This is a genomic window from Streptomyces sp. NPDC033845, from assembly GCF_055576225.1.
Window position 1 is genome coordinate 190,876 of the sequence record NZ_JBVIRI010000012.1, and the last position, 22,796, is coordinate 213,671.

19 protein-coding genes are annotated in these 22,796 nt (G+C 74.0%); 6 read left to right on the forward strand and 13 right to left on the reverse strand.

What is annotated here, in order from left to right:
• Window positions 1-10: 10 nt before the first annotated feature.
• From ACZ50K_RS25280 to ACZ50K_RS25290, 3 genes are all read right to left on the reverse strand, one after another.
• Window positions 11-994, reverse strand: coding sequence for a hypothetical protein (locus ACZ50K_RS25280; RefSeq protein ID WP_468907072.1), 984 nt, complete (start codon window positions 992-994; stop codon window positions 11-13).
• 85 nt (window positions 995-1,079) lie between these two features.
• Entirely contained in the window at window positions 1,080-1,964 is an 885-nt protein-coding gene (locus ACZ50K_RS25285) for a hypothetical protein (protein WP_468907075.1), read from the reverse strand.
• 178 nt (window positions 1,965-2,142) lie between these two features.
• Window positions 2,143-3,426, reverse strand: a complete 1,284-nt coding sequence (locus tag ACZ50K_RS25290; protein ID WP_468907078.1) for a geranylgeranyl reductase family protein — start codon at window positions 3,424-3,426, stop codon at window positions 2,143-2,145.
• Window positions 3,427-3,523: 97 nt separating this feature from the next.
• On the opposite strand from ACZ50K_RS25290, the gene ACZ50K_RS25295 reads away from it, so the two are divergent.
• Window positions 3,524-4,054 (forward strand): GNAT family N-acetyltransferase, encoded by a 531-nt coding sequence (locus ACZ50K_RS25295; RefSeq protein WP_468907080.1) that lies wholly within the window; start codon window positions 3,524-3,526, stop codon window positions 4,052-4,054.
• Between the two features lie 26 nt (window positions 4,055-4,080).
• Here the strand turns inward: ACZ50K_RS25295 and ACZ50K_RS25300 are convergent, their stop codons facing one another.
• Window positions 4,081-5,019, reverse strand: coding sequence for a glutaminase (locus ACZ50K_RS25300; RefSeq protein ID WP_468907083.1), 939 nt, complete (start codon window positions 5,017-5,019; stop codon window positions 4,081-4,083).
• Window positions 5,020-5,031: 12 nt separating this feature from the next.
• A complete protein-coding gene (locus ACZ50K_RS25305) occupies window positions 5,032-5,724 on the reverse strand; it encodes a demethylmenaquinone methyltransferase (RefSeq protein ID WP_468907086.1) in 693 nt (230 codons plus the stop codon).
• 229 nt (window positions 5,725-5,953) lie between these two features.
• Here ACZ50K_RS25305 and ACZ50K_RS25310 point away from each other — a divergent pair, with 229 nt between their 5' ends.
• The gene (locus ACZ50K_RS25310) at window positions 5,954-6,766 is read left to right on the forward strand and encodes a DUF3152 domain-containing protein (protein ID WP_468907089.1); all 813 of its coding nucleotides are present in this window, start codon (window positions 5,954-5,956) and stop codon (window positions 6,764-6,766) included.
• Between the two features lie 64 nt (window positions 6,767-6,830).
• Here ACZ50K_RS25310 and ACZ50K_RS25315 read toward each other — a convergent pair whose 3' ends face one another.
• From ACZ50K_RS25315 to ACZ50K_RS25330, 4 genes are all read right to left on the reverse strand, one after another.
• Window positions 6,831-7,490, reverse strand: a complete 660-nt coding sequence (locus ACZ50K_RS25315; protein WP_468907091.1) for an imidazolonepropionase-like domain-containing protein — start codon at window positions 7,488-7,490, stop codon at window positions 6,831-6,833.
• A gap of 10 nt (window positions 7,491-7,500) precedes the next feature.
• On the reverse strand, window positions 7,501-8,700 hold the full coding sequence (gene mqnC, locus ACZ50K_RS25320; protein ID WP_468907093.1) for a cyclic dehypoxanthinyl futalosine synthase: 1,200 nt from the start codon (window positions 8,698-8,700) through the stop codon (window positions 7,501-7,503).
• Window positions 8,701-8,761: 61 nt separating this feature from the next.
• A complete protein-coding gene (locus ACZ50K_RS25325; protein ID WP_468907095.1) occupies window positions 8,762-10,534 on the reverse strand; it encodes a protein kinase domain-containing protein in 1,773 nt (590 codons plus the stop codon).
• Between the two features lie 140 nt (window positions 10,535-10,674).
• On the reverse strand, window positions 10,675-11,523 hold the full coding sequence (locus ACZ50K_RS25330; RefSeq protein ID WP_468907097.1) for a menaquinone biosynthetic enzyme MqnA/MqnD family protein: 849 nt from the start codon (window positions 11,521-11,523) through the stop codon (window positions 10,675-10,677).
• 237 nt (window positions 11,524-11,760) lie between these two features.
• Between ACZ50K_RS25330 and ACZ50K_RS25335 the strand changes: the two genes are divergently transcribed.
• Window positions 11,761-11,964: a cold-shock protein gene (locus ACZ50K_RS25335; RefSeq protein WP_030012116.1), complete on the forward strand. Its 204-nt coding sequence runs from the start codon at window positions 11,761-11,763 to the stop codon at window positions 11,962-11,964.
• Window positions 11,965-12,139: 175 nt separating this feature from the next.
• On the opposite strand, the gene ACZ50K_RS25340 is transcribed toward ACZ50K_RS25335, so the two are convergent.
• On the reverse strand, window positions 12,140-13,882 hold the full coding sequence (locus ACZ50K_RS25340) for a lytic transglycosylase domain-containing protein (protein WP_468907100.1): 1,743 nt from the start codon (window positions 13,880-13,882) through the stop codon (window positions 12,140-12,142).
• A gap of 220 nt (window positions 13,883-14,102) precedes the next feature.
• Between ACZ50K_RS25340 and ACZ50K_RS25345 the strand changes: the two genes are divergently transcribed.
• Window positions 14,103-14,909 carry a thioredoxin domain-containing protein gene (locus tag ACZ50K_RS25345; RefSeq protein ID WP_468907102.1) on the forward strand — a complete coding sequence of 269 codons (807 nt, stop codon included), beginning with the start codon at window positions 14,103-14,105 and terminating at the stop codon, window positions 14,907-14,909.
• On the opposite strand, the gene ACZ50K_RS25350 is transcribed toward ACZ50K_RS25345, so the two are convergent.
• Window positions 14,860-16,782: an AMP-dependent synthetase/ligase gene (locus tag ACZ50K_RS25350; protein WP_468907105.1), complete on the reverse strand. Its 1,923-nt coding sequence runs from the start codon at window positions 16,780-16,782 to the stop codon at window positions 14,860-14,862. The genes ACZ50K_RS25345 and ACZ50K_RS25350 overlap by 50 nt on opposite strands.
• Window positions 16,783-16,914: 132 nt before the next feature.
• Between ACZ50K_RS25350 and ACZ50K_RS25355 the strand changes: the two genes are divergently transcribed.
• Both ACZ50K_RS25355 and ACZ50K_RS25360 read left to right on the forward strand, forming a co-directional pair.
• Window positions 16,915-17,937, forward strand: a complete 1,023-nt coding sequence (locus ACZ50K_RS25355; RefSeq protein WP_468907107.1) for an AraC family transcriptional regulator — start codon at window positions 16,915-16,917, stop codon at window positions 17,935-17,937.
• 151 nt (window positions 17,938-18,088) lie between these two features.
• Entirely contained in the window at window positions 18,089-19,267 is a 1,179-nt protein-coding gene (locus ACZ50K_RS25360; protein ID WP_468907267.1) for a lipase family protein, read from the forward strand.
• Between the two features lie 16 nt (window positions 19,268-19,283).
• Here ACZ50K_RS25360 and ACZ50K_RS25365 read toward each other — a convergent pair whose 3' ends face one another.
• Window positions 19,284-20,876 (reverse strand): alpha/beta hydrolase, encoded by a 1,593-nt coding sequence (locus tag ACZ50K_RS25365; RefSeq protein ID WP_468907110.1) that lies wholly within the window; start codon window positions 20,874-20,876, stop codon window positions 19,284-19,286.
• A gap of 44 nt (window positions 20,877-20,920) precedes the next feature.
• Window positions 20,921-22,780, reverse strand: a complete 1,860-nt coding sequence (locus ACZ50K_RS25370; protein WP_468907113.1) for an AMP-dependent synthetase/ligase — start codon at window positions 22,778-22,780, stop codon at window positions 20,921-20,923.
• Between the last annotated feature and the right edge of the window lie 16 nt (window positions 22,781-22,796).

Below are 22,796 nucleotides of genomic sequence, written 5' to 3' on the forward strand. Positions count from 1 at the left end.
CTACGCGCCGTCAGCGGGCGTCCGCGGCCAGCTTGAAGCGGGCCTCGCGCTGCCGGCCGTAGAGCGCCAGCGTCTCGGCGTGGTCCTCGGCCAGCCGCCGCTGGTAGGCCGTCTCCACGGCGGCCCAGACCCCGACCAGGTTGACCTCCCGCTTGCAGGCCACGTCCCGGGTGGCCGCGGCCCGTGCCCGGGGCCCGGCCTTCGCCTCGGCCAGCCCCAGCTTCTCCACCACGTCGTACGGGCTCGGGATGCCCGGGTAGCCGGCCGCGGCCATGCAGGCCGACCACTTGGCGAGCACCGCCCGCACCCGGGAGTCCTGCTTGGAGCGGTCGTGCGCCTCGGCGGCCAGGCCGAAGCCGAACAGCAGGTCCACGCTGTCCCGGGTGGGGGCGTACAGCTTCCGGTAGCCCTCGCGGAGGCAGCCGCCGGCCGCGATCCGGCGGCCGGCGACGCTGATCCCGCTGTCGGCCCGGTCCGCCTCCTCCTGGGTGCGCGGGTCCGGCCCCTCCGGGCCCTGTCCTCCCGGGGCCCGGCCGTAGAGCACGGTGGCGGCGCTGTCGCCGAGCGGGGCGGGGGCCGGTTTGGCGGGCCGCGGACGGCCGGCCGTCTTGTCGTAGCCGTACCGGGCCGCGTGCACCGGGTCGGCGAGGCCGAACAGATAGCGGTGCCGGTCCCCGGCCGCGGCCGGGTCGGGGGCGCCGGGCGGGTTCGGGAGGTATCCGAAGCCGTACCGGGCCATGCAGGCGGTCACCAGCCGGTCCTGGACCCGGGCCATCCGCCGGGACTCCTCCTCGGAGTCGGTGAAGGCGTCCATCGGGAAGGACAGCGTGGCGGTCGGCGGGTCCACGGCCACCGGGCCGAGCGCCGGCTCCCCACGGGAGGGCTCGGGCGCGCCCCCCGAGCAGCCGGCGAGCAGTACGGCGACGAGCACCGGCGCCACCGCGGTCACGGTGGCGCCGGCCTTGGTCCTGCTGCCGGGTGGCTGTGCTCTCATCCTCGCGCCCTCCTCCTGGATCACCCCAGGATGGGAGCCGGCTCCGCCGCGGTACAGGCGAGTTGAGGACAGTTCCCGGGTGTTTTCAGCTCAGCGTGACCCACTGGTTCGCGTCACCGAACACCCAGGTGCCGTTCGCCGGGTCCTGCGCCTGCACATTGCCGAAGACCTTCAGCCGCTCCGACTTGATGAACTTGTACCCCACCTCGGGGGTGTGCACCTGCACCTCCGCCTGCCAGGGGACCTGCTTGCCCGGCACGCAGTCCACCTCGGCGGTGAACCGGCCCTGCACGAGCAGCGGCTGCTCCTGGCTCGCCGACCCGCCGACGAGCACCCGGACCGGCTTGGTGCAGCTGAGCGTCCCCTTCAGGGTCGCCCTGCCCTTGGTGAACTTCCCGCCCGCCTTGATCGTCATCCCGAGGGCCAGCGGGGCCGGCGGCACGGCCGAGTCCAGGGTCAGGTATCCGCGCAGCTCATCGCGGTCCGCGCAGTCCTGCCGGTAGGTCAGCTTCAGCTTCGCGACCTTGCCGGTGTCCCCGAAGACCAGCTCGCTGATCCCGAAGGAGCCGGTGAGGGTCGCGCAGCCGCCGTTGTAGCCGTTGACGAAGAGGGAGGGCCGGTCCAGGGCGACGCCGGGCATCTCGGGGGTCTTCACCGCGTCCGTGTACTGGCCCACGGCCAGGGCCTGTCCGGCGGGTGCGGCGAAGTCCAGGGTCCAGGTGTCACCGGGACGGTTCACGACCACCCGCAGGGTGCGGCGGTCGGCGGAGACCTTGGCGTCGAAGGTGTCGCCGTACGTCGGGTGGTACCAGACGGCCCGGTCGGTCTGGCCGTCGCCGGAGTCCCCCTGCCAGTTGAACTCGGCCTGGGCCACCGGTGCGGCCTGCGCGGTGCCGGACCCGGCCAGGACGGCGGTCAGCGGCAGGGCCAGCGCCGTCAGGACGGCCGCGGTGCGCCGGAGCGCGGACATGCGGATTCCCACTCTGTGTTCCCCCCATGGTGCAGACGATCGGATGATACGGATGATCAACATTGGATCGCCGCGAGTCTGCCAATGGCGGGCGTTGCGGGGCAACGGGCTTTCCGCCCGGGGCGGTTGACCGCCAGCGGCGGACAACCGTCACCCCGGGCGCCCGGGCGCCCGGCCCTCAGGCCTTGGGGGCCACCTTGGAGAGACCGTTGATGACCCGGTCCATCGCGTCCCCGCCGGTCGGGTCGGTCAGGTTGGCCAGCATCTTCAGGGTGAACCGCATCAGCACCGGGTGGGTCAGTCCGCGCTGTGCCGCGATCTTCATGACCTTCGGGTTGCCGATCAGCTTCACGAAGGCGCGGCCCAGGCTGTAGTAGCCGCCGTAGGTCTCCTTCAGCACCTTCGGGTAGTTGTGCAGGGCCAGCTCCCGCTGGGCAGGGGTGGCCCGGGCGTGCGCCTGCACGATCACCTCGGCCGCGATCTGCCCGGACTCCATGGCATAGGCGATGCCCTCGCCGTTGAACGGGTTGACCAGCCCGCCCGCGTCACCGACCAGCAGCAGGCCCTTGGTGTAGTGCGGCTGCCGGTTGAACGCCATCGGCAGGGCCGCGCCGCGGATCGGCTGGGTCATGTTCTCCGGGGTGTACCCCCAGTCCTCGGGCATGGAGGCGCACCAGGCCTTGAGGACCTCGCGCCAGTCCAGCTCGCGGAACGCGGAGGAGGAGTTCAGGATGCCCAGGCCCACGTTGGAGGTGCCGTCGCCCATCCCGAAGATCCAGCCGTAGCCGGGCAGCAGCCGGTCCTGTGCCCCGCGCCGGTCCCACAGCTCCAGCCAGGACTCCAGGTAGTCGTCGTCGTGCCGGGGCGAGGTGAAGTACGTCCGGACGGCCACGCCCATCGGCCGGTCCTCGCGCCGGTGCAGGCCCATCGCCAGGGAGATCCGCGAGGAGTTGCCGTCGGCCGCGACCACCAGCGGGGCGTGGAAGGTGACCGCGGTCTTCTCCTCGCCGAGCTTGGCGTGCACCCCGGTGATGTGCCCGGTGCGCGGGTCGCGGATCGGCTCGCCGACGTTGCAGCGCTCGTACAGCCGGGCCCCGGCCTTCTGGGCCTGCCGGGCCAGGGTCTCGTCGAAGTCGTCGCGCTTGCGGACGAGCCCGTAGTCGGGGAAGGAGGCCAGCTCGGGCCAGTCCAGCTGGAGCCGCTGTCCGCCGCCGATGATGCGCAGGCCCTTGTTGCGGAGCCAGCCGGCCTCCTCGGAGATGTCGATCCCCATCGCGACCAGCTGCTTGGTGGCGCGCGGGGTGAGGCCGTCGCCGCACACCTTCTCGCGCGGGAACGCGGTCTTCTCCAGCAGCAGGACGTCGAGTCCGGCCTTGGCGAGGTAGTAGGCGGTGGTGGAGCCGGCGGGTCCGGCCCCGACGACGATCACATCCGCGGTGTGCTCGGAGAGGGGCTCGGTCACTGCGGGTTCTCCCGAAGGCTCGAATGGGGGTGCCGAAGGGCACGGGACATGTGCAGTCTAAGCAGCGAGAGAGATCACGGATCGAAGGGCTACCTCGATGACGACAGTGCCGACTTCACCGACCCGGCCGCTTCCCGCCGTCGGGCTCCGCGTCCCCACCGACGAGGACGCCCACGCCTGGCACGCGCTGTTCGCCGATCCCGATGTGATGGAGTTCCTCGGCGGTCCCGCCGAGCTCTCCTCCTACGAGGAGTTCACCGCGCGGCAGCGGCTGCACGACGCCCGGCACGGGTTCTGCCTGTGGTCCCTGCTCGGCGCGGAAGGCCAGGTCATCGGCTTCACCGGGGCCCAGCCCTGGCCGGTGGAGAAGGAGTGGGGGCCGGTCGGGGAGATCGAGATCGGCTGGCGGCTGGGCCGTTCGCACTGGGGCCGGGGCTATGCCACGGCGGCCGCCGAGGCCACCGTGGAGCGGGTCCGGGCGGCCGGTCTGGAACGGGTCTGCGCCATGATCGACGCCCGGAACACGCGTTCGGTGGCGGTGGCCGACCGCCTCGGCATGACCCTGGCCGAGGAATTCACCAGCCCGAGTGGCGCCCCCGGCCGCCGGTACGTCCTGGAACTCCGCTAGCGGAGGCGGCCGGGGCCGGTCCGGGCTCAGAAGACGGACAGTCCGGTCAGGGTGGTGAACCGGTCCAGGGCCGCCACCCCGGCCACCGAGTTGCCCTGGGCGTCCAGCCCGGGGCTCCACACCGCGATGGTGCACCGGCCGGGGACCACCGCCACGATCCCGCCGCCGACCCCGCTCTTGCCCGGCAGCCCCACCCGGTAGGCGAACTCCCCGGCCGCGTCGTACGTCCCGCAGGTCAGCATCACCGCGTTGATCTGCTTGGCCTCGCTGCGGGTGAGCAGCCGCGACCCGTCCGAGCGGAGCCCGTGCCGGGCCAGGAAGCGGGCGGCGAGCGCCAGGTCGGCGCAGCTCATCTCGATGGAGCACTGCCAGAAGTAGTGCTCCAGCAGGTCCGGGACCGGGTTGTCGATGTTGCCGTAGGAGGCCATGAAGTGGGCGACGGCCGCGTTCCGGTCTCCGTGGGACTGCTCGGAGGCGGCCACCTCGGGGTCGAACCCGAGCTCCGGGTTCACGCTCTCCGCCCGCAGGAACTCCAGGAGTTCGCTGCTGGCGTCGCCGGTCAGGGTCTGGAGCCGGTCGGTGACCACCAGGGCGCCCGCGTTGATGAATGGGTTGCGCGGGATGCCGTTCTCGTACTCCAGCTGCACCAGGGAGTTGAAGGGGTTGCCGGAGGGCTCCCGGCCGACCCGCTCCCACAGGCTGTCCCCGCCCTCGGCCAGGGCCAGGGCCAGCGCGAACACCTTGGTGACGGACTGCGCGGAGAACGGGGTGCGCCAGTCCCCCACCCCGTACACGGTCCCGTCGAGGTCGGCGACGGCCATGCCGAACTGGCGGGGGTCCACACCGGCCAGCGCCGGGATGTACTCGGCCGGGGTGCCGCTGCCGACCAGCGGGGCGACGTCGGAGGCGATCTGCTCCAGCAGCGCCCGGTAGTCGAAGGCGGCGGGTTCCACGGCGGCCGGCACGGTGCGGGGTCCTCAGGCCTTGGTGCCGCGGTGCAGGGCCGCGATCCCGCCGGACAGGTTCCGCCAGGCCACCGAGGACCAGCCGGCCTTCTGCAGCAGGGCGGCCAGCGCGGGCTGGTCCGGCCACTCGCGGATGGACTCGGCGAGGTACACGTAGGCGTCCGGGTTGGAGGACACCGCGCGGGCCACCGGCGGCAGGGCCCGCATCAGGTACTCGGTGTACACGGTCCGGAACGGCGCCCAGGTGGGCCGGGAGAACTCGCAGATGACCACCCGGCCGCCCGGCTTGGTCACCCGGTACAGCTCCCGCAGCGCCGCCTCGGTGTCCTGGACGTTGCGCAGCCCGAAGGAGATGGTGACCGCGTCGAAGGTGTCGTCGCGGAACGGCAGCCGGGTCGCGTCCCCGGCGGTCAGCGGCAGCCACGGGTGCTTCCGCTTGCCCTCGCGGAGCATCCCGAGGGAGAAGTCGCAGGGGACCACGTAGGCGCCGGTGGCCGCGAAGGGCAGCGAGCTGGTCGCGGTGCCGGCGGCCAGGTCCAGGACCTTCTGCCCGGGGCGGGCGTCCACCGCCCGGGCGGTCGCCCTGCGCCACACCCGGTCCTGGCCCAGCGACAGCACGTCGTTGGTGAGGTCGTAGTTCGCCGCCACCCTGTCGAACATGGAGGCGACTTCGTGCGGCTGCTTGTCCAGGTGTGCGCGGGTCACTGGCGTTCGGCCTCGCTCGGCTCGGTCCGGGTGGGTACCGGGCCATTCTGGCAGGCTCGGGGGGTGCCTTCCGGGCACCCCCCGGTGGAACCGGCGCCGCCCGTTCCCCGTCTACCGGCACGGGCGGGCCGGTCCGACCGGCCGGGGTGCCCGCCCGACCCGCCCGACCCGACGACACCAGGGGGAAGCCGCGCGACCGGCCCGGTGGGGGCCGCCGTACGGCGCACTCATGCGCGCATCGACCCGTACGCCCAGAAGTCCGTCCAACCGCCGGCCGAGGGCCCGCCCGCCCCGCGCGGCGGCCCGGGACGAAAGGCTCCGGAGGCTCCGCCGGACCCTGCTGGGTCTGCTCTGCACGGCCGCCGCGATCGCCTTCGCGCTGTCCCTCACCCCCGACGACCCGGCCGCGGACGGCTCCCCGGCCGCCCTGCGGCCCCCGGACGACTCCCGGGCCTCCCGCGACTCCTCCGGGGCGTCCCGGCCGGGCGCCGGCACCTTCACCGCCTCGCGGGTCACCGCCGACCGGCACGGCGCCGAACCGGCCCGCCGCTACCGGGTGGAGGTGGAGGACGGCTCCGGACTGGACGCCGACCGGGCGGCCCGCGAGGTCGACGCGATCCTCGCCGACCGGCGGGGCTGGATCAGGGACGGGCGGTCCGGGTTCCGGCTGGTCGGACCGGACAGCCCGGTGGACTTCACCGTGAAGATCGCCACCCCCGGCACCACCGACCGGCTGTGCGAGGTCACCACCCCCGAGCTGGTCGGCGAGACCAACTGCCGGACCGACCACACCGTGGTGGTCAACCTCAAGCGGTGGCTGCAGGGCTCCCCGCAGTTCGACGGGCCGGTGACCGAGTACCGGGCGCTGATCGTCAACCACGAGGTCGGGCACGAGCTGGGCCGCCCGCACGAGACCTGCCCCGGCCCGGGACGGCCGGCACCGGCGATGATGCAGCAGCTCAAGGGCCTCCAGGGCTGCCGGTCCAACGCCTGGCCGTACGACCGGGCGGGCCGCTACCTGTCCGGGCCCCAGGTGCCGTAGCCCGCGCACGGCGCGCCGGGGCGAGCGGACCCGGGCAGTCGGGGGCCTGGCCGGCGCGGGCGCGTCAGCGGCGGCGGTGCAGCAGCCGGCCGCCGATCACCGTGGCCACGCAGCTGGTCGCGCCGCGCTCCAGCAGGGCCGCCTCGTCGGGCACGTCGTAGACCGCGAACCGGGCGGGCGCGCCCTCCTCCAGGACCCCGGAGTACGCCTCGGCCGCCGCCGCCCGGCCGGCCAGCGGGTCCAGCGAGGCGGGTGCCGCCGGCCCGGTGGGCGGCAGCACGGCCAGCCCGGAGCGGACCACCGCCGTCCGCACCGACGGGACGGTGAACGGGCCGGCCACCGCGACCACCCCGCGGGCCAGCAGTTTCTGGGTGCCGCGCCGGGCGCTGTTGCCCCAACGGGCCTCGGTCATCTTCAGATCGGCCAGCGCCGGGCCGGTGATCGGGTCCGCGCCGAGTTCGGTGATCTCGTACGGGTCGTCCGGGTAGTAGGTCCGCTCCAGCAGTTCGGCCCCGGACCGCAGCAGCAGCCCGGGCACCAGCAGCCCCGGCCAGCGCCGGACCCGGGCGTGCGGGTGCCGGGCGGCCAGTTCGCCGTACGGGCCGAGGGCGGCGATCCGGTCGCCGTCGACCAGGACGGCACCGCCGGGCAGCGGCCCGGCCGGCGCCCCGGGACCGGCCGGCGCCCCGGTGACCAGCAGGTCGGCGGTGTGCAGGGTGAGCATCGGCGCGGACTCAGTTCGCGGAGATGAGCTTCAGCTCGGGGTGCGCGGTCCCGCCCTCGATGGCGGTGGAGGAGATGTGCGAGACCACCCGGTGGTCGGCCGGGTCGTTCGCCGGGTCCTCGTGCACGGCCAGGTGCTCGTAGGTGGTCGCGCGCTGCGCCGGGACCCGGCCCGCCTTGCGGATCAGGTCGATGATCTCGTGCCGGTTGGAGCGGTGCTTGGCACCCGCCGAGGAGACCACGTTCTCCTCCAGCATGATCGAGCCCAGGTCGTCGGCGCCGTAGTGCAGCGAGAGCTGTCCGGCCTCCTTGCCGACGGTCAGCCAGGACCCCTGGATGTGGGCGACGTTGTCGAGGAACAGCCGGGCGATGGCGATCATCCGGAGGTACTCGAACACGGTGGCCTGGGTGCGGCCCTTGAGGTGGTTGTTCTCGGGCTGGTAGGTGTACGGGATGAAGGCCCGGAAGCCGCCCGTCCGGTCCTGCACCTCGCGGATCATGCGGATGTGCTCGATCCGCTCGGCGTTGGTCTCGCCGGTGCCCATCAGCATGGTGGAGGTGGACTCCACGCCCAGGTTATGGGCCAGCTCCATGATCTCCAGCCAGCGCTCCCCGGACTCCTTGAGCGGGGCGATGGCCTTCCGCGGGCGGGCCGGCAGCAGCTCGGCGCCGGCCCCGGCGAAGGAGTCCAGTCCGGCCGCGTGGATCCGGCGGATCGCCTCCTCGGCGCTCACCTTGGAGATCCGCGCCATGTGCTCGACCTCGGAGGCGCCCAGGGAGTGGATGACCAGCTGCGGGAACGCCTTCTTGATCGCGGAGAAGTGCTCCTCGTAGTACTCCACCCCGTAGTCCGGGTGGTGGCCGCCCTGGAACATCACCTGGGTGCCGCCGAGCTCCACGGTCTCCGCGCAGCGGCGCAGGATGTCGTCGAGGTCCCGGCTCCAGCCCTTCTTCGTGTCCTTGGGGGCCGCGTAGAAGGCGCAGAACTTGCAGGCCGTCACGCAGACGTTGGTGTAGTTGATGTTCCGCTCGATGATGTACGTCGCGATGTGCTCGGTACCGGCGTAACGGCGCCGGCGCGCGGCGTCGGCGGCGGAGCCGAGGGCGTGCAGCGGGGCGTGGCGGTAGAGGTCGAGCGCCTCCTCCGCGGAGATCCGGCCCCCCGCGGCGGCACGGTCGAGGACAGACTGGAGAGCGGCCTGGTCGGTCACCGGTGCGTCACCCTTCGGCGGTGTGTCAAGGTCCGGACCGGCCCAGCCTACGCCAGTGCTGTCAAGGGTCGCGGGTGAGGTCTCCCTCGGGGTTACCGGCCGGTCCGTCGCCGGAGGCGTAGTGCAGGGTGCCGTTCGGGTTCAGGGTGAACCGCTCGTTCGCGGAGCCGTCGGAGCAGACCCCGGGGGCCGGATTGGTTCCGCCGGAGGTGTCCAGCACCAGGGACCGGTCGGTGGCCGAGGCCAGCTTCCAGTCCCCGCCGCAGTCCGTGTCCAGCAGCGGGACCACCGACTTGTCCCGGCCGACCACCTCGCCGACCTTCCCGGCCCGGATGGTGATCTCGAAGGGGCTGGAGACCCCGAGCCGGGCCGTGGTGACCGTGCCCTTCCAGGTGCCGATGAACTTCTCCGGGACCTCGCGGACCGGCGCGGGGGTGGTGGGCTTCCGGGTGGACTTCGGGGTGGGCTTCGGGGTGGGCTCCGTCGCGGCCGGCGGTGCCGCCGAGCCCGACCCGCCGTCGCTCGGCCGGCCCTCCGAGGCCATGTCCCGGCCCTTGTCCCCGGTGCCGGGCAGCAGGCCCGTGCCGTACAGCCCGCCCGCCAGCGCGGCCACCACGGCGGCGGCGGCCACCACCACGGTGCAGCTCACCCGCCGCCCGGCCGCGGTCACCCGCACCTCCCGACCCCCGCCCGCCGCCCCGGTGACGGCCCCGGCCGCGCCGGTGCCGGTGCCGGTGCCGGTGCCCGGGCCGGAGCCGTGCGTGGGATCGGTGCTGAACGCGGGGTCGGTGCCGAACGCGGGGCCGGTGCCGTGCGTGGGGTCGGTGGCGAAAGCGGGGCCGGAGCCGTACGAGGGGTCGGCGGCGCCGAAGGCGCCCGCGGGGGCGTAGCCCGTCCCGCCGGCCGGGTACGGGCCGGGCGGGGTCTCCGGGGCGGCGGGCGCGGCCGGGGCGTCCAGGTCCAGCAGGTCGAAGGCCGCCCGGCTGGCCTCCTCCACCAGCGGGGCCGGCAGCCAGCCCGGGCCGTCCAGGGCCCCGGCCAGCCGGGCCGCGAGCTCCTCCGGCGCGGGCCGGGCGGCGGGGGCCTTCGCCAGACAGGCCGCCGCCAGCTCGCGCAGCGGCCCGGGCGGCACCGCGCCCAGCTCCGGCTCCTCGTGCACCACCTTGTAGAGCAGGGTCGCCGAGTTGTCCCCGCTGAACGGCGGCACCCCGGTGGCCGCGAAGACCAGGACCGCACCCAGCGAGAAGACGTCCGCCGCCCCGGTGACCCCCTTGCCGAGGATCTGCTCCGGGGCCATGTAGCCGGGCGAACCCACCGATACCCCGGTGGAGGTCAGCGAGGCGGTTCCGTCGGTGGCCCGGGCGATCCCGAAGTCGATCAGCCGCGGCCGGTCCAGCCCGAGCATCACGTTCGAGGGCTTCACGTCCCGGTGCACCAGCCCCAGCCCGTGCACCGCCACCAGCGCCCGGGCCAGCCCGAGTCCCACCGCCCGGACCGCCGGTTCCGGCAGCGGGCCGTGGCCCGCCACCGCCCGGTCCAGCGAGGGCCCGGGCACATAGCCGGTGGCCACCCACGGCACGGCCGCCCCGGGATCCGCGTCCAGCACCGGAGCGGTCCACTCGCCGCCCACCCGGCGGGCCGCCGCGACCTCCCGGCGGAAACGGGCCCGGAACTCGTCGTCCGAGGCGAAGTGCGGGTGCACGATCTTCACCGCGACCGTCCGGCCGCCGGCGCTGCGCCCCAGGTACACCCGGCCCATCCCGCCGGAACCGAGCCTGCCGATCAGCCGATAGGCCCCGATGGTCCGCGGGTCCCCGTCCTCCAGCGGCCGCATGGCGTGTCCCCTCCCCGAGCCTGCCTGACTGCCCGCACAGTAGCGGGAGCGGGCGGGCACCGGGCCGCGAATTCGGCAGGAATCAATAGCGGGTTCACCGAACTCGCCCAATTCCGAGGCCAATTCGGTACCGCTGGGGACTATGGGGTCAGCAACTCCACTTGTACGTCGGCCGGGAACCCGGTGGTGGGGCCGGTCCGCCGGGCGAATTCCCTTACCCCGGCCAGTTGCTCGGCCCCGAAGCGGAAGTCGAGGGTGGTGAAGTAGCGCTCCAGGAGTTTCGCGTCGAAGGCCTCCCAGCGGGCCGCCTGCTCGGCGACCTTGCCGACCTCTTCGAGGGAGAGGTCACGGGAGGCGAGGAATGCCTCGTGCACCCTGCGCACCACCTGTGGCTCCCGTTCCAGGTACTCCCGGCGGGCCGCCCAGACGGCGAAGACGAAGGGCAGCCCGGTCCAGTCCTTCCACATCTGCCCGAGGTCGTGCACGGTCAGGCCGAGCCGGGGGGCGTCGTGCAGGGAGGCCCGCAGGGCCGCGTCCCCGATCAGCACGGCGGCGTCCGCCTCCTGCATCATCACGCCCAGGTCGGGCGGGCAGGAGTAGTAGTCGGGGCGCACCCGGTACTGCTCGGCGAGCAGCAGCTGGGCCAGCCGTACGGAGGTCCTGGAGGTGGAGCCGAGGGCCACCGGGGCGCCGTCCAGCCGCTCCAGGGGCACCTTGGAGACGATCACGCAGGACATCACCGGGCCGTCGCAGCCCACCGCGATATCGGGGAAGGCGACGAGGTCCCCGGCGTTCCGGAGGAACTCCACGAGGGTGATGGGGCCCATGTCCAGCTCCCCCTCCACCAGCCTCCGGCTGAGTTTCTCGGGGGTGTCCTTGGTCAGCTCCAGATCCAGCAGGGTGCCGGTCCTGGCCAGCCCCCAGTAGAGCGGCAGGCAGTTCAGGAACTGGATGTGGCCGACCCGCGGCCGGCTGCGATAGGGGTCCACATCGCGAGACTAGCCGGGGTCTCGTCGTCAGCCTCTCAGCGGGTCTCAAACGTCCGGGTGACGTGATCTTTCCCTCTGGTCTCGCACGGACAGTGCGTGCTAGGCTCGACGCAAGTTGCAGTTTGGTTTCCCTTGCAGTACGAGGCCTGCGGAGCATGTGACCCGCAGGCTTTTGTAGTTTTCAGACTTCTTAGCAGGTTCTGGAGCAGGGCGACCCTTTGGCCCATAGGAGGGCTCATGGCTACCGGAACCGTGAAGTGGTTCAACGCTGAAAAGGGCTTCGGCTTCATCGCCCAGGACGGCGGCGGCCCGGATGTCTTCGTCCACTACTCCGCGATCAACGCGTCTGGCTTCCGCTCCCTTGAGGAGAACCAGACCGTGAACTTCGACGTCACCCAGGGCCCGAAGGGCCCGCAGGCGGAGAACGTCACCCCGGCCTAATCGCCCGGGCCAACCAATCGCGGTTGGATAGCAGTACCCAAGGAGCCCCGTACCTTCCGTGTGAACGGAAGCGCCGGGGCTCCTGCCTTTGTGTCCGGACGGCCGGGCACGGACAACGGACAGCGGTGCGGGCCGTGAGCGTGTGCTCACGGCCCGCGGTCGCGTCCGGGGTGGGTCAGACCGTCTCGGGGGCCTTCTCCACCAGCAGGTCCAGGACCAGCTCGACGCCCTCGGGGGTGGTGACCCTCAGGTGGTAGGTGCCGGGCCCGGTGCCGATGGTGAAGATCCGCGGCAGCCTGACCTCGCCGTCCTCGCCGGCGGCGGGCAGTTCCAGGGAGTGCAGCCGCTCGGTGTCCTTGGCCGGGACGGTGCCCTTCTCCGTGAAGAACGGGCCGGTGCTGTCCTTGCCGACCGGCACCCACTGGCCCCGGTCGTCCTTGGTGACCATCTCGGCGGTGAGGACGGTCCCGGCGAAGGGCTTGCCGTCGGCGCCGGTGACCAGCAGCCGCTGCTCGGAGAAGCTGGCGCCGGCCACCACCTTCAGCGGCTCCTCGCCGATCCGGGCGATCCCGGTGGCGACCGGCCGCGGGGTGACCTTGCCGTCGAACTTCACCGTGTACTCGTGGACCCCGTAGAAGGTGGCCCGCAGGGTGAAGGTGCCGCCCTTGCCGTTGTCGGCGATCTTCAGCTCGGGGAGCGCGACGATCCCCTCGGCGTCGGTGCGCAGCACGGCATGGGTCTTGCCGCCCTGACGGAAGGCGGTTCCGCCGGTGGTGTCCGAGGTGAGCTCCAGCACCACGATCTCGCCGGCCCCGGCCGCCCGGCCGTTGCTGAGCACGGCCCGGACCCGGGAGGCGGGGGCGAGGACGGATCCGGCCTCGGCGGTCAGGGTGTGGTCGCCGAGCACCTCCAGCTTGGCCACCGCGGCCGGCGGCTTGGGCTTGACCGGGGGCTTGGGCAGCACCGGGGGCTTGGGCTTGACCGGAGGCGTCGGCGGCTGCGGCTTGCCCGGCTTGCTCGGCTTGTCCGGGTTGGTCGGCGGGGTGTACGGGGGCTGCGGCGGGACGTAGGGGGGCTGCGCCGGCGGGATCGGAACGGTCGGCGGCGGGGTGGGGTAGTCGCCCGCGGGCGGGTTCGGGATCCCGCCGGCCCCCTTCTGGTACTGCCGCATCCAGCCCGTGACGGTGTTCACGTACTCGCGCGAGTTGTTGTAGCTGAGGATCGCCTTGTCCAGGTCCCCGGCATCGCTCAGGTCGCGGTCCCCGGCGCACAGGTAGAGGCCGGCGCCGAGCGCCGCGTCGTAGATGTTGTTCGGGTCCCGCTTGCCGTCGGCGTTGCCGTCGGCGCCCCAGGTCGACCAGGTGGACGGGATGAACTGCATCGGGCCGACGGCCCGGTCGAAGACGGTGTCCGCGTCCCACTCGCCCTTGTCGGTGTCGCGGATCTCGGCGAAGCCGTTGCCGTCCAGCCGGGGGCCGCGGATCGGCTTCTGGGTGTAGCCGTCCTCCTTGAGGCCGTAGCCGGAGGCGTGCACCGACTCGACCCGGCCGATGCCGGCCAGCAGCTGCCAGGGCAGCTTGCAGGTGGGCAGCGCGGCCTTGACCGCGGTCTCGGCGCGCTGGTAGGCGGCCAGTGCGGTGGCCGGGATGCCGGAGGCCCCGTCGGTGCCGCCGCCCTGGCCGGTGCCCTGCCCGGGACCGGAGCCCTCGGCGGGCGGGTTGGCGACCAGGTCGGGAAGGTCGAGGCGGGCGTTGCCGCGGCCGTTCGCCTGGGGGCTGTCCGGGGTGGGTTCGGCCTCTCCGGCGTCGGCGGCCGGGGTGGTCGACACCACGGCGGCCGTGGTGAGGCTGGCGGCGAGCGCGGCGGTGCAGAGCACCTTGCGCGAGGTGTTGGCAAGGTGGCGGTGAAGAGGCTTCACAGTGCGGTGTTCCCCCCAAGACGGCTGTGAATATCCACTGTTTATCAGGTATCCGGACCCGACTCGCCGTCCTCCGCCCCTTTGTGACGCAGTAGGCCCTCCCTTCGGGAGACAGGACCTTCGCCCTTGTCCGTAATGACCAATAGACCCCCTATTTCCGCTCATTGGTCTTTAGGCTTCCTCCAGGGGGAATTCGGGGCGAGTTCACCGGAAGGACCCCATGGCCAAGAAGGACCAGCGCCGCGAGGCACGCGCCCGACTGCTGGCGGAACGCGAGGCGGAGGCCCGGCGGGCACGGCTGCGCGGCCGGCTGACCGTGGGCGGCGCACTGCTGGCCGTCCTGGCCGTCGCGGCCGGCACCGGCCTGTATCTGAACGGCTCCGGCGGCACGGACGAAGGGCCGGACGCCGCGGCCGCCGCCCGGCCCTTCGTCCGGCCCGCCCACACCACCGGCCCGGACGGGGTGGTCGTCCCCTACGGCAGGCCCGACGCCAGGAACGTCCTGTCCGTCTGGGTGGACCCGCGCTGCCCGTTCTGCGCGGGCGTGGAACAGGGCCTCGGCGCCACCTTCAAGGAGCAGGCCGACGCCGGCACCTACCGGATCGAGTACCACTTCGCCACGTTCCTGGACGGCTCCCTGGGCGGCAAGGGCTCCAAGCGGGCCGTCAACGCCCTGGGCGCGGCCGTCAACGAGAGCCCGGAGAAGTTCCTCGCCTACCTCCAGGTCCTCTACCGGAACATCCCGGAGAACGAGTCCGAGGACCGGTTCGGCTCCACCGCCACCCTCCTCGACCTGGCCGGTCAGGTTCCGGGCCTGCGGACGGCGGAGTTCAACCGGTCGGTGAAGGAACTCACCTACCTGCCGTGGGTGGAGAAGGTGTCGCGGCAGTTCTACGAGCAGCACAAGACGGGCACCCCGGAGGTCACCCTCGACGGCCGCACGCTGAACGTGGTCTCCGGCCGGGGCATCGAGTCCATCAGTCCGTCCGCGTTCCGCGCCCTGGTGACGGAGACCCTGAAGGGCTGACCGGCGGGGCCGCGGCGTAGAGGGCGGCGATCTCCTCGGCATAGCGGTCGGCGACCGCCGCCCGGCGGAGCTTCAGGGTGGGGGTCAGCTCCCCCGACTCCACCGTGAAGTCCTCGTCCAGGAGGTGGAAGGCCCGGATCCGGGCCGGCCGGGACAGGCCCTCGTTGGTCTCCGCCACCACCCCGGCGATCAGCGCGCGGACCGCCGGGTCGGCGGCCGGGGAGCCGTCCGGGCCGGGGGCGCGCCCCTCCCGGCGGGCCCAGGCCGCCGTCTCCGCCGGGTCCAGCACGATCAGGGCCACCGGATAGGGGCGGCGGTCGCCGACCAGCACCGCCCGGCTGACGAACCGGCTCCGCTGGAGGGCGAACTCGGCCTCCGTCGGGGTGATGTTCTTGCCCGCGGAGGTGATGATCAGTTCCTTCTTGCGGCCGGTGACCGAGAGGTAGCCGTCCGGGTCGAGGGCCCCGAGGTCCCCGGTGTGCAGCCAGCCCGCGCCGTCCAGCGCCCCGGCCGTGGCCCCCGGGTCCCGGTGGTAGCCGGGGAAGACCATCGGGCCGCGGGCCAGGATCTCGCCGTCCTCGGCGATCCGCACCTCGCAGCCGGCCACCGGTCGGCCGACCGTGCCGGGGCGGACCGCGCCCGGGTGGTTCAGGGAGATCACCCCGGCCGACTCGGTCATCCCGTACCCCTCGAACACCGCGATCCCGCAGGCCCGCAGGAAGTCCAGGGTGGCCGGGGCGATCGGGGCGCCGCCGGTGAGGGCCCAGCGCAGCCGGCCGCCCAGGGCCGCCCGGACCGGGCCGTAGAGCGTGGCGTCCGCCGCCTCCCAGGCGGGCCGGTCCGCTTCCGGGAGCCGGCCCTCGGCGGCGAGCACCCCCAGCCGGACGGCCTCCTCGAACCGGGCCCGGCCGTCCGCTCCGGTCCCGGCCGGCCCGCCCGCCGGGTCCGGCCCGGCCGCCTCGGCCAGGGACAGCACCACCGCGTGCAGTTTCTCGAACAGCCTGGGCACGGACGGCAGATGGGTGGGGCGGGCCTCCGCCAGCTCGGCCACCACGTCCTCGATCCGGCCGCCGAAGTAGCAGAGCTCAGCGCCCTGGAGCAGGGTGGTGAACTGGATGAGCTGGGCGAGCAGATGGGCCAGCGGGAGGTAGAGGTACGTGGAGTCGCCGGGGCCGCCGCCGACCAGCGGGAGAGTGGCGTCCTGGACGGCGCCGAGGTTGCCGTGGGTCAGCCGGCAGCCCTTCGGCAGGCCGGTGGTGCCGGAGGTGTAGACGAAGGCCGCGTCGTCGTCCGGCCGGACGGCCGCCGCCCGCGCCCGGACCGCCCCGACGGCGGCCGCCTCCGCGCCGCCCGCCCGATCGTCCGCCCGGTCGTCCGTCGTGCCCGGGCCGTCCGGGCCGTCCGGGCCGTCCGGGCCGTCCGGGCCGTCCGGGCCACCGTACGGCGGGGCGTCCATCCGGACCGTCCGGCGGAGCTCCGGCAGCCGGCCGGCCGCCCTGAGCTCCGCCACCCGGGCCTCCTGGGCCGCGTCCTCGCAGACCACCAGGACCGCGCCGGAGTCCGCCAGCACCCAGGCGAGCTCCTCCTCCCCCGCCGTCGGGTAGACCGGGACCAGCACGGCGCCCGCCGCCAGCACCCCGAAGTGCGCGTACGTCCACTCCGGGCGGGTCTCGGCCAGCACCGCCACCCGTTCGCCCGCCGCCACCCCCAGCCCGATCAGCCCGGCGGCCACGGCGGTGGCCGAGGCGTCGAGCGCGTGGTAGGTCCGGGTCCGCCAGCCGCCGTCGCGGCGGTACCGCAGGGCGGTCCGCGGTCCGTGGCGGTGCGCGGCCCATCGGGTGAACACCGCCAGGGTGTCCGGCCGTTCGTCCATCGCGGCCCTCCAGGGGATCGGCCACCGGGGATCGGTGGCCCCCCGACGGTAGGGAGGCCCCGGCGGCCCGGCCCATGACCGGAAGCGTCATCACCGCTGACCGCAGCGCTCAATCCGGCTACCGTCACAGCCATGGGGAGGCGGACGATCACCGTGCACCAGGTCCGTGCCGTGCTCGCGGGGGCGCGGCGCCGCGGCATCGACACCGTGCCGCTGCTCCAGGAGGCGCAGATCCCGCCGCTGCTGCTGGGCGACGACCGGGCGCGGATCACCCCGGCCCAGTTCGCCCGGCTGTTCCGGGCCCTGTACCGGACCACCCAGGACGAGTTCCTGGGGCTGAGCAGCGGTCCGCCCAGCCGGCCGGGGACCTTCGCGATGATGTGCCACGCCTCGCTGGGCTGCCGGGACCTGGAGGCGGCGATGCGGCGCGGGGCGGCGTTCTACGGGCTGTTCCCGGGCGGCCCGGACCTGCTGCTGGAGGTGTCCGGGGGCGAGGCCCGGTTCGCCGTCCGGGACGATCTCGCCCCGGACGGGGAGCGGTTCCTGACGGAGTGCCTGCTGGCGATCTGGCACCGGCTGTGCAGCTGGCTGATCGGCCGCCGGATCCCGCTGGAACACACCGCGTTCGCGTATCCGCCGCCCCCGCACGCGGAGGAGTACGCGGTGCTCTTCGACTGCCCGGTGCGGTTCGGGCAGGACTGGACCGGGGCGGTGTTCGACGCCCGCTGGCTGTCCGCCCCGCTGGTGCGGGACGAGGCCGCGCTCGACGCGATGCTCCGCCGGGCCCCCTTCGACCTGCTGTCCCGCCCGGAGTACGGGACCACGGTGGCCGAGCAGGTGCGGCGGGCGCTGGCGCAGCAGTTGCGGGCCTCGCCCCGGCTGCCGGAGCTGGGCGAGGTGGCCGCCCGGCTGGCGGTGTCCCCGGCCACCCTGCGGCGCCGGCTGCGGCAGGAGGGGACCTCCTTCCAGGAGCTCAAGGACCATGTGCGGCGGGACGCGGCGATCGCCGGGCTGGCCGAGAGCGGGGAGCCGATCGCGGAGCTGGCGGCCCGGCTGGGGTTCTCCGAGGACACCGCCTTCCACCGGGCCTTCCGCCGCTGGACCGGCACCACCCCGGGGGCCTACCGGCTGCTCCGGGACCGGCCGCCGGTCTGACCGGTTCCGGGCCGCCCGGTCGAGCGGCCCGGTTGAGCGGCCCGGCCGGCAAAGGTGAGCTGCGCGGTCAGCGCCGTGCCGACCGGTCGGTCAGTACCGTCTCCTCACCTGTCCACCCCCACAAGGACGTTGGGAGAGCCGCCCCATGCGTATGCGTATCCGCAGCACCGTCCTGGCCGCCGTGGCCGCCCTGGCCGTCTCGGCCGCCATCCCCGCCGCCTCCGCCGACTCGACCGGCACCGCCACCGGCACCACCGCCGCCGCGGCGGCGAACGCGCCCGGAGACCTCGTCAGCAGTGCGCCGTCCGCCTTCCACCCGCTGCCCGGGCAGCCCACCAACACCCGGGCCTGGAAGATCCTCTACCGTTCGACCACCGCCGACGGCGCCCCCGACACCGTCTCCGGCACGGTGATCGTCCCGCAGGACGGCCGGACCGGTCCGCGCCCGCTGATCACCTACGCCGTCGGGACCGTCGGCCTCGGCGACTCCTGCGCCCCCAGCGCCAACTTCCCGTACGGGACGGGTCTGGAGGCCAATCTGATCCAGCAGCTGACCTGGCGCGGCTGGGCCGTGGTCGTCACCGACTACGAGGGGCTGGGCACCCCCGGCACCCACACGTACACCGTCGGCCGCTCGGCCGGCCACGCCATGCTGGACGCGGCGCGGGCCGCCCAACGGCTGCCGGGGGCCGGGCTGTCGGCCGACGGACCGGTGGGCATCATGGGCTACTCGCAGGGCGGTCAGGCGGCCGGCTGGGCCGCCGAGCTCCAGGGCGGGTACGCGCCGGAGCTGAAGGTGAAGGGGACCGCGACCGGCGGGGTGCCGGCCGATCTGATGAGGGTGGCCCGGGCCAACGACGGCTCCTTCGGCTCCGGTCTGATCTTCATGGCGGCGGCCGGGCAGGATGCGGCCTTCCCCGAACTGGACCTGGACTCCTATCTGAACCCGGCCGGCCGGGTGCTGGTCGACTACCTGCGGAACAACTGCGTGGCCGTCGACGCGGTCGTCGGGTCGTTCAAGCGGATCTCCGACCTCACCACCACCGATCCGCTGGGCCGGCCGGACTGGCAGGCCCGGCTGGACCAGTCGAAGCTGGGCCGCACCGCCCCGGCCGCGCCGGTGTACCAGTACCACGCGCTCGCCGACGAGCTGATCCCGTACGCGGTGGGCCGGCAGCTGCGGCAGGACTGGTGTGCGCGGGGGGCCACCGTGAAGTGGGAGACCATCTGGGTCGGCGAGCACGTCAGCGGGGTGATCACCGAGGCCTTCGAGGCGCAGAACTGGATGGCCGACCGGTTCGCCGGGCGGCCGGCCTCGGGCAACTGCTGACCCGGTCCCGCCGGGCTCACTCCCCGGCGGGACAGGAGAGGGTGCCGGGCGGGAGCCGGCCGTGGAGCAGGAACTCGTCCACCCGGCCCCGCACACAGGCGGAGCCGGCGTAGCCGGTGTGCCCGTCGCCCTTGTGGTCCAGGACCACGGCGGAGCCCAGCCGCCGGGCGGTCTCCTCGGTCCACTCGTAGGGGGTGGCCGGATCCCCCCGGGTGCCGACCAGCAGCATCCGGGGGATGCCGGCCGGGCGGTCGATCCGCCGGATGAAGTCGGTGCCCGGCGGGCGCCCGTAGCAGGCGAGGACGGTCATCAGCTGGCCCGGACCGAAGATCCGGGAGGCGGCGCGGAACTCCGAGCCGAGGGCCTCCAGCCGCCCGTCGACGGCCTCCGGCGGGGCCCGGTCGCCGGTCCGGTCGGGGTCGTCGGCGCAGTTGACGGCGACCAGCGCGGCCGGGGCGTTGTCGGGCGGCACCGGGTCGGGGCCGGGCCCGGGAGGGTCGGCGGGGGCGGGCCGGTCGGGCCCGCCGATGGCCAGCAGTCCGCTCGGGTCCTCGTCCCGTTCCAGGAGCCGCAGTCCGCGGGCCAGGTCGGGCCGGCGGTCGGTGGAGTAGAGGGCCGTGGAGAGGGCGCCGACCACGTCCTGTCCGGTGAACGGCGAGCCGTCCTCACCGATCAGCGGGCGGGCGTCGAGCCGGGCCACCAGGTCGGCGACCCGCTCCTTGGCGGTGCGGGTGTTCGTCCCGTACACGCAGTCCGGTTGGTGGGCGCACCAGGTCAGGAAGTTGTCCAGGGCCTGCTGCTGGCCCTTGGCCGAGACCAGGGCCTGTTCGGTGAGGCCCTCGGCGAGGGTGTCGACCCCGTCGAGGACCATCCGGCCGGTCCGGTCCGGGTGCCGGGCGGCGTAGACGGCGCCGAGCCGGGTGCCGTAGGAGAACCCGAGGTAGGTGAGCTTGCGGTCGCCGAGGGCCTGCCGGACCAGTTCCAGGTCCTCGGCCACGTGCACGGTCCCGATGTACGGGAGGACCGGGCCGGAGTGCCGGGCGCAGCGCGCGGCCAGGGCGCGCAGGGCGGCCAGCTGGGAGGCGGTGTCCTCGCCGACCGGGCCGTCGGGGTCCATGGAGCCGCCGCAGCTGACCGGTGCGCTGTGCCCGACCCCTCGGGGGTCGAAGGTGACCAGGTCGTAGTGCTTGCGGAGCTCGCCGAACCGGTCGCCGCCGGCGGCGAGGGTGGCGATGCCGGGGCCGCCGGGGCCGCCGAAGTTGAGGACCAGGGAGCCCAGCCGTTTGGATCCGGTGGCGGGCAGCCGGGCGAGGGCCAGGTCCAGGGTGCCCTTGGCGGGGTCGGCGGTGTCCAGGGGCACGGTGAGGGTGCCGCAGCGCATGTCCTCGGGGACCGGCCGCTCGGGGCAGTCCGCGGTCCAGTCGATCCGCGGCGGCCCGGGGGCGGCCCGGGCGGCGGGGGCGGCGCCGGGCAGCAGCGCACAGCCCAGGCCGAGGACCACGGCCGCGGCCACGGTCCCGGCGGCACCACGGGCCCCGGCCGCACCACGGCCGGCTGCCGCACCGCGGCTCGCGGAGGCCCGGGTCGCGGGGGTTCGGGAACGGCTCACGGTCCCTCCCAGGAGGTTCCCCCGGCCCAGACCACCTTAGGCGGTCAGCTCCGGTACAGCTCCTCGATCTCCCGCGCGTGGTCGCGCCCGATGGCGTCCCGGCGGAGTTTGAGGGAGGGGGTGAGGTGCCCCCGCTCCTCGGTGAAGTCCCCGGGCAGCACGGCGAACCGGCGGATGGACTCGGCGCGCGAGACGAGCCGGTTGGCCTCGTCCACGGCCCGCTGGAGGTCGGCGAGCAGTTCCGGGTCGCGGACGAGCTCGGCGACCGGGGTCCGCTGCTTGCGGTGCATCTGCCGCCAGTGGGCCAGCCCGTCCGGTTCGAGGGTGATCAGGGCGGTGACGTAGGGCCGGTTGTCGCCGACCACCAGGCACTGGCCGACCAGCGGGTGGGCGCGCAGCCAGTCCTCCAGCGGGGCGGGGGCCACGTTCTTGCCGCCGGAGGTGATGATCAGGTCCTTCTTGCGGCCGGTGATGCTGAGGTAGCCGTCCGCGTCGAGGGTGCCGATGTCCCCGGTGGCGAGCCAGTGGCCGGGGGGCATGGGCTGCGGGTCGTTCCAGTAGCCGGCGAAGACGTGCCGGCCGTACAGCAGCACCTCGCCGTCCTCGGCGATGCGGACCGCGCTGCCGGGGAGCGGCCAGCCGACGGTGCCCAGGCGGGGCCGCAGGGGCGGGGTGACGGTGCTGGCGCCGGTGGTCTCGGTCAGTCCGTAGCCCTCGAACACCTCGATCCCGGCGCCGTTGTAGAAGGCGGAGAGCCGGTGTCCGAGCGGGGATCCGCCGCTGATGACGTACCGGACGCGGCCGCCGAGGGCGGCCCGGATGCGGCGGTAGACCAGGGGGTCGTAGAGGGCGCGGGCGGCGCGGGCGCCGATGCCGGGGGTGCGTCCGGTGCCGCCGGCGGCCTCGCCGAACCGGCGGGCGATGCGGGCGGCCCGGTCGAAGGAGGAGGCGCGGCCCATGTTCTCGGCGGTGGCGCGGGCCGTGTTGTAGACCTTCTCCAGGACGTAGGGGATGGCGAGGAGGAAGGTCGGCCGGAAGCCGGCCAGGTCGGCGAGCAGGTCCTCGGTGCGGATGCTCTGGGCGTGGCCGAGTTTGACCCGGGCGCGCAGGCAGCCGATGGCGACCATCCGGCCGAAGACGTGCGAGAGCGGCAGGAAGAGGAGGGTGGAGGCGGGGTCGGTGCTGACCGAGTCGAAGACCGGGTGGAGCAGGGCGACGGCGTTGTCGACCTCGGCGAAGAAGTTGCCGTGGGTGAGGACGCAGCCCTTGGGGGTCCCGGTGGTGCCGGAGGTGTAGACGAGGGTGGCGACGGAGTCGGGGGTGCGGCTGCGGCGGCGTTCGTGGACGGCCTCGTCGGGCACCCCGGCCCCGGCCTTGATCAGCTGTCCGACGGCTCCGGTGTCGAGTTCCCACAGGTGGACCAGTCCGGGCAGGTTGCCGCGTTCGGCGCTGATGATCCGGGCCTGGACCTTCTCCTCGACCACGCAGGCGACGGCGCCGGAGTCCTGGATGATCCAGCGGGCCTGGAGGGCGGAGGAGGTGGGGTAGACGGGGACGGTGACGAGTCCGGCGGCCCAGCCGGCGAAGTCGAGCAGGGTCCACTCGTAGGAGGTGCGGGCCATGATGGCGAGCCGGTCCCCGGGCCGGAGCCCTTCGGCGACCAGGCCCTTGGCGACGGCGAGGACCTCGGCGGCGAACTCGGCGGCGGTGACGTCCTGCCAGCTGCCGTCCGGCTGCTTGCGGGCGAGGACCGCCTCGGCGGGGGCCCGTTCGGCGTTCTCGAAGGGGATGTCCCCCAGCGATCCGGTCACCGGGACGGAGGCCAGCGCGGGGACCGAGACCTCCCGCACCACCCCGCCTTCGACCGTTTTGGTGGGCTCCGTACCGTGCGTCGTGGGTTCCATCGCGGCCTCCTCGCAC